This window comes from Rahnella sp. CG8 (assembly GCF_023701875.1).
Lineage (GTDB): Bacteria > Pseudomonadota > Gammaproteobacteria > Enterobacterales > Enterobacteriaceae > Rahnella > Rahnella aceris.
In genome coordinates this window covers 46,407-59,986 of the sequence record NZ_JABAED010000017.1, presented here as the reverse complement: position 1 = coordinate 59,986, position 13,580 = coordinate 46,407, and the positions used below count along the sequence as shown (strand labels likewise).

The window sequence follows — 13,580 nt, the reverse complement described above, 5'->3', positions numbered from 1 at the left end:
CCCGCTCCGGCGGGTTTTTTGTTTCTGACCTTTTATGTTGCCTGTCGGACTTCTTTATCGGCTGAAAACGTCACCTGTTTCTGTGCTTCCAGCACCCGCAATCTTTCTGTCAGCGCCTGGCTGATCGAGGCATAAGCGGTACTGCCCAGCGCCAGACGTAGTGGCGGACTGACGGCATCGGCAGCGGTGATCATCGCCCGGACAGTATTTACCGCGTCACCTTTAATGGCGAAATCACCGGATGCCATCGCCCGGCGTACCTCACCGGCGGGTGTCTTTTCATAGCACGGCAAGGGCGTGGCATGATCCAGCCCGGCGCCAAATTCTGTGCTGGTCGGGCCGGGTTCCACGATCAGGAAATCAATGCCAAACGGTGCCACTTCCTGCGCAACGGATTCGACAAACCCTTCAATCCCCCATTTGGTCGCATGATAAAGACTGAAGTTGGGATAAGCGATCTGTCCGCCTTCCGATGAAACCTGCACAATCCGGCCGCCACCTTGTCCGCGCAGGTGGGGTAAAACGGCGCGGATAAGCTGGATCGAACCCACCAGGTTAGTGGCGATCTGCCTGTCGATTTGTTCGTCACTGCTTTCTTCGCCTGCGCCGAACAGGCCATAACCGGCATTGCTGACCACGACATCAATACGTCCCATCTTAGCGAATGCTCCGGCAACGACTGCTCTGATTGCCGGAGTGTCTGTGACGTCGAGCGTGATGCTATGCAACTGATCGCCATAGATCGCCTGTAAGGCGTCAAGCGCACCCGGCTTGCGTAAGGTGGCGATCACCCGGTCACCGCGCTCAAGTAGCTGTTCAGTGAGCAGGCGTCCAAGGCCGGTCGATGTGCCGGTAATAAACCATGTCTTTGCCATTATCAAATGCCTCTGTTGCAGAAGTTGCCAGACATTCAGGGTAGGGCAATACTATTGTTGCGTTAATACCCAATAACCCGCATGAACAGGTGAATATTCCCCACCAATGAGCAAACCATTATTGAGCAAACCGACCCTGGCAGAACTCAGGGCCTTTATGGCTGTTGCTGAACACCGCAGTTTCCGCCGTGCCGCCGATCTTTTAGGCATTACCCGATCCTCGCTCAGCCATATTATGCGCGGGCTTGAAGATCGTCTTGGCGCACGCCTTTTGCACCGCACGACGCGCAGTGTGTCACTGACCGAAACGGGTGAACGCCTGCTGAAACGGATTAATCCGCTGATGAACGGGCTTGATGCGGCGCTGGAAGACGTAGCAGGCGAGCCGGGGAGGCTGACGGGTGAATTACGTATCAACGGCAGCGAGGGCGCTATCCGCTTGTTGTTGCGCAATATTGTGCCGCAATTCATGGCGCGTTATCCCGGTGTGGCGCTGGATCTGGTGGCGGAAGGAAAGCTGGTGGATATTGTCGGGGAAGGGTTTGACGCAGGGATCCGGCTGGGAGAAGCGGTTCCACGGGACATGATCGCTGTGCGGCTCAGCCCCGACATGCGCTTTCTGACCGTGGCTTCGCCGGATTATCTTGCGGCGCATCCCGCCCCTGAAACGCCGGATGATCTCGCCCGCCATCAGTGTCTGCGTCAGCGCCTGCCCAGCGGAAAACGCTATCGCTGGGAGTTCCACAAACGCGGACAGGAAGTGGCGGTGGATGTGCCGGGAAATCTGACGCTGGATAATACGCAACTGATGATTGAGGCCGCACAGGACGGGCTGGGGATCGCGTATGTTCCTGAAGATTATGCGCAGGTTGCGCTGAAAGAAGGGCGGCTGATTGCAGTGCTGGAAGACTGGTGCCCGCCAATCCCCGGTTTGTTTCTCTACTTCGCGGGCAACCGGCATGTGCCCGCGAGCCTGCGGGCATTGATCGAGATGGTCCGGGAGAAAAGCGGTTAAACGCCGCTTTTCACGCCGGATAATTCTGTCAGTCCTGACGCAACACCTGATGTCCGTGGGCGATCAGTGCATCGGTGACTTTACGCATCATGCGGCTTTCGGGCGCAAAACGGTGCCAGTAAAGCATACGGCGCTGGAACAGGCCGGGCGTCAGGTCGATCAGCTCGCCGCTTTCCAACTCTTTCTCGATTTGCAGATGCGGGATCATGCAGCAGGTGGTGCCCTGACGGGCCAGTTGCACAAAGGCTTCCGACGAGTTAACGATGTGGCACGGCACGCTGCCCGGCGATAAATCGAAGTTCTGTTGCAGGAAGGCCTGATGCATATCGTCCAGATGGTCAAACGCTACCGCAGGCGCTTTCAGCAAGGCGGAGCGGGTAACGCCGTTCGGGAAATAGCGATCAGCAAAAGGTTTCGAACCCACAAACAAATAGTCCAGCGCACCAAGCTGATCCACCAGACAGCTCGGCAGTGGCTGGGGTTGAATACTTACCGCGCCCACCACTTCACCACGACGCAGACGTTCCTGCGTGCGCGTTTCGTCTTCCACCTGTAAATTCAGGCGGATAGGGGAATCAACCAGCACTGATTTCAGCGCCGGTAACAGCCAGGTTGCCAGACTGTCGGCGTTGACCGCCAGTGAAAGCAGCAGAGGTGTATCATTGCTTTCATTGTTGCTGTCACTGCCAAGCCACTCTTCTTCCAGTAATTCCACCTGATGTAACAAGGCCAGTAATTTCTGTCCCTGTTCAGTCGGCCGGGGTGGGACGGTACGAACCAGCAGCGGCTGGCCGAACAAATTTTCCAGTTGCTTAATGCGCTGAGAGACGGCCGATTGTGTGATGCAAAGCTTCTGCGCTGCGCGCTCAAAACCGCGCTCACGGATCACCGCGTCCAGTGCCTGCAGCGTTCTATAGTCCGGGCGTTTCATCGGAGTTCTGTCCCTTAGATTTAATTTTATCCGAACACTATGCCACAGATTGTCAGGATTTGTGGTGAGGAAAATCTTTGTGTTTGCAGCACAATTGCACTTAATAAGTGTGATCTGGCTGCGGTGTTGTTTATCCAAATTGCCGGGACATGCTTTATAATCACCGGCACTCTTCGTTCCACCGAACTATTCACGCCACTTACGTGTTATCAGACAGAGAAGCCATTATGACGCAGGAAGAATTGAAAAAAGCAGTCGGCTGGGCCGCACTGGATTACGTCACGCCGGGCACCATTGTCGGTGTCGGTACCGGATCCACCGCCGCACATTTCATTGATGCACTGGGTTCCATCAAAGGCCAGATTGAAGGTGCGGTTTCAAGCTCCGATGCTTCTACCGCAAAACTGAAGAGTCTGGGTATTCATGTTTTCGACAGCAATGAAGTGGATTCGCTGGATGTGTATGTCGATGGCGCGGATGAAATCAACGGCTCGATGCAGATGATCAAAGGGGGGGGCGCTGCGCTGACCCGCGAAAAAATCATTGCCGCGATTGCCAAAAAATTCATCTGTATCGTGGATGCTTCCAAGCAGGTTGATGTGCTGGGTAAATTCCCGCTGCCGGTGGAAGTGATCCCAATGGCGCGCTCTTATGTTGCGCGTGAACTGGTTAAACTCGGCGGCCTGCCGGAATACCGCCAGAATGTGCTGACAGACAATGGCAATGTGATCCTTGATGTGCATAACCTGAACATTCTTGATGCCGTCGCGATGGAAAATAAGATCAACAGTATTGCCGGTGTTGTGACTGTCGGCCTGTTCGCCAACCGGGGTGCTGACGTGGCGCTGGTCGGGACTTCTGAAGGTGTCAAAACCGTCAAACTGAAGTAATCAGAATATAAGCAGAAGATCTGGCTGCTTTAGGGCAAGGCAGCCAGCCTAAGCCTCGTCATTGCGCTGTCATAACGCAATGTTATGAAGATGATAATTTTCTGACTGAATCATCTTTTCTTCAAAGGCTTTAATTTGGTGACTTATGTCACATTTCTGTATTTCTCCTCCTGAACGTCTGGCACAGTAAAATTGAACCAGCATGAAATGCTAAAAACCGGCAGGCGTGCTGAGCCTTCTGCTGGGGGGCAGGCAATCGTTTGTATTGATGATGGCGGATTTTTTGTTATGTTGACTGTGAGCAGTCATCTTGCAGTTCGAATTCAGCCAGAAAAATATAGGGTCGGGAAATGGCAAAAGTATCACTTGAGAAAGACAAGATTAAATTTTTGTTAGTGGAAGGCGTCCACCAAAGTGCGGTTGATACACTCCGTGCCGCGGGTTACACCAATATTGAATTTCACAAAGGTGCTTTAGACACGCAATCGCTGAAAGAATCGATCCGTGATGCGCACTTTGTTGGACTCCGATCGCGTACTCAGCTGACTGAAGAAGTGTTCCAGGCAGCAGAAAAACTGGTGGCTGTTGGGTGTTTCTGTATCGGCACCAATCAGGTAGATCTGAAAGCTGCGACCCGTCGCGGTATTCCGGTCTTTAACGCACCCTTCTCCAACACCCGTTCGGTTGCCGAAATGGTGCTGGGCGAGATGTTGCTGATGATGCGCGGCATTCCTGAAGCTAACGCCAAGGCGCACCGTGGTATCTGGAACAAATTAGCCGTCGGCTCGTTCGAAGCGCGCGGCAAGCGTCTGGGCATTATCGGTTACGGCCACATTGGTACGCAGCTGGGGATCCTGGCGGAAAGCCTGGGGATGCGCGTCTTCTATTATGACATCGAAAGCAAACTGCCTTTGGGCAACGCGCAGCCGATTGCCACACTGGAAGAATTGCTCAATACCAGCGACGTGGTCACGCTGCATGTGCCGGAAACAGCCGGAACCAAAGACATGATCTCCGAGTTGCAACTGGCGCAGATGAAGCCTGGCGCGTTGTTAATCAACGCCTCACGCGGTACCGTGATCGACATTCCTGCTCTGTGCAATGCGCTGCGTAACAAACATCTTTCCGGTGCGGCTATCGACGTCTTCCCGGAAGAACCGGCGACTAACAGTGACCCGTTCAATTCTCCGCTGTGTGAATTTGACAACGTGCTGCTGACGCCGCATATCGGCGGTTCAACGATGGAAGCGCAGGAAGGTATCGGCCTCGAAGTGGCAGGCAAACTGGCGAAATATTCTGACAACGGTTCTACACTGTCAGCGGTCAACTTCCCGGAAGCGTCTCTGCCAGCGCATACCGAGAAAGCCAGCCGTTTGCTGCATATCCACGAAAATCGTCCGGGTGTGCTGACCAGCATCAACCAGATTTTTGCGGAACAGGGTATCAACATTGCTGCGCAGTACCTGCAAACCAGCCCAGAAATCGGTTATGTGGTGATTGATGCGGAAACGGATACTGCGACGCTGACTACCGCGCTGCAACTGATGAAGGCGATTCCGGGAACCATTCGTGCCCGTTTGCTTTACTGATAAGTCTTTCTGAAACAGACAAAATACCAACCGCCGAAAGGCGGTTTTTTGTTTTATGGCATCAGGGCGTTAAAAAATGTCTGCAGAGGGAATAAAGGGGGGATCAAAACGTCAGAAGTAAAAGGACAGGGTAATCAGACCGCAGAGGATCATTGATGAAAAAGTGATTTCGAACAGGTAGCGGCGCAGCATCATCTGTCAGTACCTCAGGGCAGAAAACGGAGAAAAAAACACCCGGCGAACCGGGTGTTAAATTTTTCAGTCTTGATAAGAGTGAACAGATTCGTTCACAAAGACTTCCTAGTGACTTCTTATGCTGCCGGAGTTGCTTTAGCCGGAGCAGCTTTCTTAGCATGTTTCACGTGCTTTTTAGCCGCCTGCGCCTTCTGAGCAACAGGAGCCGCTTTCTTAGCGTGTTTCACGTGCTTCTTAGCCGCCTGCGCTTTCTGAGCAACAGGAGCCGCTTTTTTAGCGTGTTTCACGTGTTTCTTAGCCGCCTGCGCCTTCTGAGCGACTGGTGCTTTTTTAGCGGCTTTTTTGTGTTTCTTGGCAGCTTGCGCTTTCTGAACAGGTTTCTTGTGTGCTTTATGCTTAGTGGCATGAGCCGGAGCTGCGGTGGTTGTGGTAGCAGCAGGTGCCGGCGTTGCGGTAGTTTCAGCAGCGAAAGCGACAGAAGACAGGCCCATTGCAGCGGCTACAACCAGAGCTAATACTTTTTTCATCTTTAATTCCTCAGGGATCTTGGTTTGTGTGTCTACCCCACTGCGGGGCCGATGTGAGAATAATAGGCGTGACAAACCTTGCTGTCCGTGAGTGATTGGTTTCGGCGTGTAACGGTATGTATAAAGAGAAAGTATTATTAATTTCAATTGGTTGGGTTTTTAAAAAGCGAGGGAGACGTGCGGATTTCAAGCTTAGTTACAACATACTTATGAGGTATGCTTTCTATTTCTGGCTGGCACTCTGCTTACCGTGGATTTATATCGTCTGGCATCACCATCTCCACACTTTTCCAGGCGTGATGACCTCAGGTAAAGGCACATCCCAGTGTTCCACCGGTAAAGCATCGACATGCTGACAATCGTGCGCTAATCCGATCGGATACGGCCCGCCTTCTTTCCAGCGCTCAAGTGTGCGGTCATAAAAGCCACCACCCATACCTAAACGTTGCCCCGCACTGTCGAACGCCACCAGCGGCGTCAGGATGATATCCAGCTGCGCCAGTGGGATCACCTGCGTGACATCCAGTTGTGGCTCAAGAATGTTGAGCCGGTTGCGCACCAGCGTCGTATCGGGCGTATAACGCAGAAAAAGCAGATTACCCGGCGAGAAAGGGTGCAGCACTGGCAGACAAAGCTGTTTGCCTTCGTTCCACAAACGGGCGATCAACGGTGCGGTATCCAGCTCACCATCAAAGGACAGAAACAGGGAGACTGAAGTGGCGGACTGAATTTTCGGATGGGTTGCAACGCGTTCTGCAGCCTGCAGCGCAAAATGAGTTTGCTGTTCAGCGGTCAGCGTATTTCTGCGTTGGCGTATTTCACTGCGGATGGTTTGTCGGGCAGAAGCAAAAAGTGGCGTGTAGGGCATAGATACAAACACCAGAAAGGGATGTACCAAAAAGAAAGGGGAATCTCCGAGATGCCGTCGCAGGCTGTAACCCTTGAACCCATGGTTCAAGGTGAACGTGCTGTCGCAATCTTTAGGCTTCTCGGACGGACCGAGCATGCGCACCGATTACGGATCATCACATTCTGTTGGTACTAATTATCGGCTCAGGGGACGGGCCCGCTGGCGAACATCTCAGAGAAATTTTTTACCGTTTCTGACGACCTGTGACCAGTCAGTCAGCAACGTGTGTTATTCGAAAGGCGCCCCTTCACGTTCAGAGATCCGGCCTTGTTCGAGCAATGCCTGCTCGATGGTTTGTTGCAACATCCGTATACGTTGTTCCATATTGGATGCGTAGTCGCGCGTTTTCAACCTTTCCTGAGCAAGTTCGTGACATACGTTCAATGCCGCGATGAATACCAGTTGCTCCGTATTGGTGACTCTAGTGCGAACTTTCAGATCTTGCAACCGCTGATTAAGATCTTCAGCTGCCAGATTCAGTGCTTCCTGTTGTTCTGGCGGACAATTCACCCGTAAAGAGCGACCAAAAATTTGAATATCTACCGGTTGTGCAGACATGCCACCTTCCTGCTGATTTATTCGTCCGCCCCAACGTGACCACTACGACCTGGCGCAGGATGTTGGAAGCGGGCGCCACTATAACTATCTCAATACCAGGTTACAACCCCATGACCGGCTGACTGCTGCCCGATTGTTCAGAGCGTGCCATTCATGTTTAAGACCACCCCATCACGGGCTGCTAATCTGGTACTACGACAGACCTTGGTGGTAGCATAACACGAACTTAACCTGCCAACGATGGCGAATGCGCATGTCTATAGAGAATACTTACCCTACTTACGATTCGTTGGATCAAAACCTGAAACAACAATCGGTTGCTTTGACCGCAGCAGAAATGCACGGTTTGATCAGTGGTTTGCTGTGCGGTGGCAATCGCGACGGCAGCTGGCTGACGATGGTGCATGATCTGACTAACGAAGGTATGGCCTTCCCGCACACGCTGGCAGATTTGCTGCAACAATTGCGCAAAGTGACGTCAGACACTCTCGAAGATGACAGCTTCGAATTCAAAATGTTGATGCCCGACGATGAAAAACACATCTTTGAGCGTGCCGATGCGCTGGCCGGATGGGTTAACCATTTCCTGCTTGGCCTGGGCATGATGCAGCCAAAACTCGCCAAAGTGAAAGGCGAAGTCGGTGAAGCGATCGACGATTTGCGCAGCATCGCGCAACTGGGCTACGACGAAGATGAAGATCAGGAACAACTGGCGCAATCTTTAGAGGAAGTGGTGGAGTACGTCCGTGTTGCCGCCATTCTGTGCTTTGGTGAATTTGGCCACAGCCGCCCGACGGCTGCGGAAAATCACCGTACTTTGCATTGATGGTACATTGCATTACATAAACTGATTGCACTCATTAAAACGATTTCAGGAGAAGGTGATGACTCAGCAAGAGTACGAGAATCGTCGTCAGGCGCTGTTAGCGAAGATGGCCCCGGGAAGTGCTGCGGTAATTTTTTCTGCGCCCGAAGCACCACGCAGTGCCGACAGTGAATACCCGTATCGTCAGAGCAGTGATTTCTGGTATTTCACCGGTTTCAATGAGCCGGAAGCGGTATTGATCCTGGTGAAAAGTGATGAAAATCATAACCACAGCGTCCTGTTTAACCGCGTCCGTGATCTCACCGCTGAAATCTGGTTTGGTCGTCGTTTAGGTCAGGAAGCCGCGCCCGCCAGGCTTGGCGTGACCAAAGCGCTGCCTTTTGATGATATCAACGATCAGCTTCATCTGCTGCTTAACGGTCTCGACGTGCTGTATCACGCACAGGGCGATTACGCCTATGCGGATGAAATCGTTAACCGTGCCATGGAAAAACTGCGCAAAGGCTTCCGTCAGAATCTCTCGGCCCCGGCCACTGTCACCGACTGGCGTCCGTGGGTGCATGACATGCGCCTGTTCAAATCGGCTGAAGAGATTGCCGTCATGCGCCGTGCCGGACACATCACCGCGCTGGCCCATACCCGTGCGATGGAAAAATGCCGTCCGGGCATGTTCGAATATCAGCTTGAAGGCGAGATTCATCACGAATTCACCCGTCACGGTGCACGTTATCCTTCCTATAACACCATTGTGGGCGGCGGCGAAAACGGCTGCATCCTGCATTACACCGAAAACGAATGTGAACTGCGTGACGGCGATTTAGTGCTGATTGACGCTGGTTGTGAATATCAGGGTTATGCCGGTGATATCACCCGCACGTTCCCGGTGAACGGCAAATTCAGCAAAGCGCAGCGCGAAATCTACGACATCGTGCTGGCGTCAGAATATAAAGCGCTGGAAGTGTTCGGGCCGGGCAGCAGCATTCAGGCCGCAACCGAAGCCGCAGTTCGCGTGATGATTGAAGGTCTGGTCAAACTGGGCGTGATGAAAGGTGACGTTGAAACCCTTTACGCGGAGCAGGCACACCGCCAGTTCTTCATGCACGGTCTTTCCCACTGGCTGGGGCTGGACGTTCATGATGTCGGCCATTATGGCTCAGTGGATCGCAGCCGTACGCTGGAGCCGGGCATGGTGCTGACCGTTGAACCGGGTCTGTATATCGCGCCGGATGCCGACGTACCGGAAGCGTACCGCGGCATCGGTATCCGTATTGAAGACGACATTCTGATCACCACCACCGGTATTGAAATTCTGACCGGCGATGTGGTGAAAGAAGCCGATGATATTGAAGCGTTAATGGCGGCGGCAAAGAAATAATATGAGCATCGTAATTGTTGGCGGCGGCATGACCGGTGCCACGCTGGCGTTGGCGATTTCCTCGCTGACGCAGGGACGTTTGGCGGTGCATCTGGTGGAAGCCACTGCGCCGGAACATCACGGACACCCGGGCTTTGATGCCCGCTCGATTGCGCTGGCACAGGGAACCTGCCAGCAATTATCGCGGGTGGGGATCTGGTCTGCCCTGGCGGCAATCGCCACGCCAATCCGTGATATCCATGTCAGCGATCGTGGTCACGCGGCCTTTGTGAATCTCAATGCCGCGCATTATGGCGTTGAGGCGCTGGGGCAGGTGGTTGAGTTGCATGAAGTCGGTAAGCGCCTGTTTGCGATGCTGAAAAATGCACCCGGCGTCACGCTGCATTGTCCGGCGAAAGTTATGGATGTCGCGCGTTCACAAGATTCCGCCAGCGTGACGCTCGACAGCGGTCAAACGCTGACAGCACAGCTTTTGGTGGCCGCTGACGGTTCGCATTCTTCGCTGGCAAAAGCCTGCAATATTGGCTGGCAGCGTGAAGATTATGGCCAGATTGCCGTCATCGCCAACGTGGCGACCAGCGAGCCGCACAACAATCGTGCTTTCGAGCGTTTCACCCAACACGGTCCGCTGGCACTGCTGCCGATGTCCGATGGCCGCAGTTCGCTGGTCTGGTGTCATCCGCGCGAAGCGAAAGGCAAGATTGATCACTGGAGCGAAGCGCAGTTCCTCAGTGAGTTGCAAAAAGCTTTCGGCTGGCGACTGGGCACCTTCCGGCAGGCCGGTAAACGGTTCAGTTATCCGCTGCAATTACAGCAAGCCAATAGTCACATCAGCCACCGTCTGGCGCTGGTTGGCAACGCGGCGCAAACGCTGCATCCGATTGCCGGACAGGGTTTTAACCTCGGCCTGCGCGACGTCATGACGCTGGCGGAAACACTGGCTAATGCTGCGGCACAAGGTGCCGATGTCGGCAGTTACCGTGTGCTGAGTGAATATCAGCAGCGCCGTCAGCCCGATCAGCAGGCAACCGTCGGCGTGACCGATGGCTTGATCCACCTCTTTGCCAACCGCTGGCTGCCGTTAATGGTCGGGCGCAATCTCGGTTTACTGGCGATGGAAGGCATTACGCCATTACGCGATGCTTTCACTCGCAGAACGTTAGGTTGGGTTGACCGTTAATCCCTACAGGAAAAATTATGCAATCTTTTGATGTGGTTATCGCCGGTGGCGGAATGGTTGGTCTGGCGCTGGCGTGCGGATTACAGGGCAGCGGTCTGCGTGTTGCCGTACTGGAAAATCAGCAGCCGGATCTTGATACGCCCTTGCCGGAACAGCCTGGCTTGCGGGTTTCAGCGATCAATGCTGCCAGTGAACGTCTGCTGAAATATATCGGCGTCTGGGACAACATTATTGCGCAGCGTGCCAATGCCTATCAGGGGATGGAAGTCTGGGATCGCGACAGCTTCGGCAAAATCGCGTTCCGCGGCGAAGAATACGGTTTCAGCCATCTGGGCCATATTATTGAAAATCAGGTGATCCACCGCGCCTTGTGGCAACGTGCGGAAAAATCTTCCGACATCACATTGCTCACACCGGCAACACTGAAAAATGTGGCGTGGGGAGAAAATGAAGCCTTCATTACCCTGAGTGATGAACGTCAGCTCAGCGCGCGTTTAGTGGTCGGCGCGGATGGCGCACAGTCGTGGCTGCGTAAGCACGCCGATATTCCGCTGACCTTCTGGGATTATCGCCATCATGCACTGGTGGCGACCATACGCACTGAAGAACCGCACCAGTCTGTCGCAAGGCAGGTATTCCACGGCGAAGGTATTCTGGCATTTCTGCCGCTGGCGGATGCACATCTGTCTTCTATCGTCTGGTCAGTGTCACCGGATGAAGCGCAGCGCCTGAGTGCGCTTCAGCCGGAAGAGTTCAACAAAATCCTTGCCAGTACCTTTGACCTGCGTCTGGGTATTTGTACCGTAGAAAGCGATCGCGTGACCTTTCCGCTGACCGGCCGTTATGCCCGCAGTTTTGCCGGACAACGTCTGGCGCTGGTGGGCGATGCGGCACACACCGTGCATCCGCTGGCCGGGCAGGGTGTCAACTTAGGTTTTATGGATGCCGCAGAACTGGCCTCCGAAATCAAACGCCTGCAAAAAGAAGGCAAAGATTTCGGCCAGCACATGTACCTGCGTCGTTACGAGCGTCGTCGTAAACACAGCGCTGCGCTGATGCTTGCCGGGATGCAGGGCTTCCGCGAACTGTTTGCCGGTGACAATCCTGCCAAAAAACTGTTGCGTGATATTGGACTGACGCTGGCGGATTCCCTGCCGGGCGTGAAGCCGAAACTGGTCCGCCAGGCAATGGGGCTGAATGATTTACCGGAATGGTTACGGGACGATTCGCTTCGATTGAAATAATCTAATTTTAGCTCAATTTTTCCATTACATTTTCTAATCCGGGGCCGGATTTCTCATTCTGCAAATGGTGAGAAATCCGGCCTTGTCGTTATATAACATCGATACTTTTGATGTTTATTTGTAGATTTTGCGCCACAAACCCCAGTTTACCAGTCAAAAACTCTGCACAATGCCCTTGTGAGATCACTGACATTCATTCTGCTCTGCATATTTTAACTTATGGTTAGCAGGGAGATTCAGTGGTAAGTTCGAGTAAAGGGTATCGTTTGCGCTCCCTGTCATTTTCAACTTTCAGGCAGCCTTTTCGTCATGAGGAATAAGATGGTTAAGCAGACTCAGCTTTATGAACAACATGTTGCGTGCGGTGCGCGTATGGTCGATTTCCACGGCTGGATGATGCCTCTGCATTACGGCTCCCAACTGGATGAACACCACATCGTGCGTCAGGATGCCGGTATGTTTGACGTCTCGCACATGACCATTGTCGATCTCCACGGTGCCCGTACCCGGGAATTCCTCCGTTACCTGCTGGCGAACGATGTCGTCAAACTCACCGTTCCCGGCAAAGCGCTCTATACCGGTATGCTCAATGCGTCCGGTGGCGTGATCGACGACCTGATTGTTTACTTCCTCAACGAAAATTATTTCCGTCTGGTGGTTAACTCCGCTACCCGCGAGAAAGATCTGGCATGGATTTCGCAGCATGCAGAACCGTACGCTGTTGAACTGACGGTGCGTGATGATCTGGCGCTGGTCGCTGTACAGGGGCCGCAGGCGAAAGAAAAAGCGGAAACCTTGTTTACCGCCGGGCAAAAACAAGCGGTCGCGGGCATGAAGCCGTTCTTTGGCGTTCAGGCGGGCGATCTGTTTATCGCCACCACCGGTTATACCGGCGAAGCGGGTTATGAAATCGCGCTGCCGCAAGAGCAGGTGGCGGATTTCTGGCAGAAATTGCTGGCCGCAGGCGTGAAACCCGCCGGTCTGGGCGCGCGCGACACGCTGCGTCTGGAAGCTGGCATGAATCTCTACGGTCAGGAAATGGACGAAGGCGTTTCACCGCTGGCGGCCAACATGGGCTGGACCATCGCGTGGGCGCCTGAAGACCGTCACTTTATTGGCCGTGACGCACTGGAAAGACAGCGCGAGCAGGGCACCGAACAGCTGGTCGGCCTGGTGATGACCGAGAAAGGCGTATTGCGTAACGAACTGCCGGTGCGATTCACCGACAGCGCGGGCAACACGCTGGAAGGCGTGATCACCAGCGGGTCATTCTCTCCGACGCTGGGCTACAGTATTGCACTGGCACGCGTTCCGGCAGGCATTGGCGAAAATGCCATTGTGCAGATCCGCAACCGTGAAATGCCGGTAAAAGTCACCAAACCCGGTTTTGTCCGTAACGGCAAACCGCTGGTGCAGTAACGAATTCGTGATAAAAATTATCCGGTTAACGCTGAATTAAGCACTT

General features: G+C 53.7%; 14 protein-coding genes and 1 other RNA gene. 8 read left to right on the top strand and 7 right to left on the bottom strand.

The annotated features are described in order from the left end of the window. Positions 1–32: 32 nt before the first annotated feature. A complete protein-coding gene (locus tag HGO41_RS16490) occupies positions 33–875 on the bottom strand; it encodes an SDR family oxidoreductase (RefSeq protein WP_250981226.1) in 843 nt (280 codons plus the stop codon). A gap of 106 nt (positions 876–981) precedes the next feature. Here HGO41_RS16490 and HGO41_RS16485 point away from each other — a divergent pair, with 106 nt between their 5' ends. Further along, entirely contained in the window at positions 982–1,890 is a 909-nt protein-coding gene (locus HGO41_RS16485) for a LysR family transcriptional regulator (protein WP_015690335.1), read from the top strand. A gap of 28 nt (positions 1,891–1,918) precedes the next feature. Here HGO41_RS16485 and HGO41_RS16480 read toward each other — a convergent pair whose 3' ends face one another. After that, positions 1,919–2,821, bottom strand: a complete 903-nt coding sequence (locus HGO41_RS16480) for a LysR family transcriptional regulator ArgP (RefSeq protein ID WP_013576793.1) — start codon at positions 2,819–2,821, stop codon at positions 1,919–1,921. A 227-nt stretch (positions 2,822–3,048) separates the two neighbouring features. Between HGO41_RS16480 and rpiA the strand changes: the two genes are divergently transcribed. Continuing rightward, positions 3,049–3,711 carry a ribose-5-phosphate isomerase RpiA gene (rpiA, locus tag HGO41_RS16475; protein WP_013576792.1) on the top strand — a complete coding sequence of 221 codons (663 nt, stop codon included), beginning with the start codon at positions 3,049–3,051 and terminating at the stop codon, positions 3,709–3,711. Positions 3,712–4,061: 350 nt separating this feature from the next. Further along, the gene (serA, locus tag HGO41_RS16470) at positions 4,062–5,300 is read left to right on the top strand and encodes a phosphoglycerate dehydrogenase (RefSeq protein WP_250981225.1); all 1,239 of its coding nucleotides are present in this window, start codon (positions 4,062–4,064) and stop codon (positions 5,298–5,300) included. Positions 5,301–5,411: 111 nt separating this feature from the next. Here the strand turns inward: serA and ydgU are convergent, their stop codons facing one another. The 5 genes from ydgU to zapA form a co-directional block, all read right to left on the bottom strand. Further along, a complete protein-coding gene (gene ydgU, locus HGO41_RS25930; protein ID WP_455769640.1) occupies positions 5,412–5,492 on the bottom strand; it encodes a small membrane protein YdgU in 81 nt (26 codons plus the stop codon). 119 nt (positions 5,493–5,611) lie between these two features. Next, positions 5,612–6,022 carry an acid resistance repetitive basic protein Asr gene (gene asr / locus HGO41_RS16465; protein WP_013576790.1) on the bottom strand — a complete coding sequence of 137 codons (411 nt, stop codon included), beginning with the start codon at positions 6,020–6,022 and terminating at the stop codon, positions 5,612–5,614. Between the two features lie 271 nt (positions 6,023–6,293). Continuing rightward, on the bottom strand, positions 6,294–6,890 hold the full coding sequence (locus HGO41_RS16460; protein WP_037036679.1) for a 5-formyltetrahydrofolate cyclo-ligase: 597 nt from the start codon (positions 6,888–6,890) through the stop codon (positions 6,294–6,296). A 39-nt stretch (positions 6,891–6,929) separates the two neighbouring features. Next, positions 6,930–7,113, bottom strand: a non-coding RNA gene (gene ssrS / locus HGO41_RS16455) — 6S RNA. A gap of 47 nt (positions 7,114–7,160) precedes the next feature. Continuing rightward, entirely contained in the window at positions 7,161–7,490 is a 330-nt protein-coding gene (gene zapA, locus HGO41_RS16450; protein ID WP_013576788.1) for a cell division protein ZapA, read from the bottom strand. 253 nt (positions 7,491–7,743) lie between these two features. Here zapA and HGO41_RS16445 point away from each other — a divergent pair, with 253 nt between their 5' ends. From HGO41_RS16445 to gcvT, 5 genes are all read left to right on the top strand, one after another. Beyond that, complete coding sequence (locus HGO41_RS16445) at positions 7,744–8,316, top strand: YecA/YgfB family protein (RefSeq protein ID WP_015690331.1); 573 nt, start codon at positions 7,744–7,746, stop codon at positions 8,314–8,316. 58 nt (positions 8,317–8,374) lie between these two features. Further along, positions 8,375–9,691 carry a Xaa-Pro aminopeptidase gene (pepP, locus tag HGO41_RS16440; protein ID WP_013576786.1) on the top strand — a complete coding sequence of 439 codons (1,317 nt, stop codon included), beginning with the start codon at positions 8,375–8,377 and terminating at the stop codon, positions 9,689–9,691. 1 nt (position 9,692) lies between these two features. Next, on the top strand, positions 9,693–10,871 hold the full coding sequence (gene ubiH, locus HGO41_RS16435) for a 2-octaprenyl-6-methoxyphenyl hydroxylase (protein WP_126125100.1): 1,179 nt from the start codon (positions 9,693–9,695) through the stop codon (positions 10,869–10,871). A 17-nt stretch (positions 10,872–10,888) separates the two neighbouring features. Continuing rightward, positions 10,889–12,115 (top strand): FAD-dependent 2-octaprenylphenol hydroxylase, encoded by a 1,227-nt coding sequence (ubiI, locus tag HGO41_RS16430; RefSeq protein WP_250981224.1) that lies wholly within the window; start codon positions 10,889–10,891, stop codon positions 12,113–12,115. Positions 12,116–12,436: 321 nt separating this feature from the next. Further along, the gene (gcvT, locus tag HGO41_RS16425) at positions 12,437–13,534 is read left to right on the top strand and encodes a glycine cleavage system aminomethyltransferase GcvT (protein WP_241916965.1); all 1,098 of its coding nucleotides are present in this window, start codon (positions 12,437–12,439) and stop codon (positions 13,532–13,534) included. The last annotated feature ends 46 nt before the right edge of the window (positions 13,535–13,580 follow it).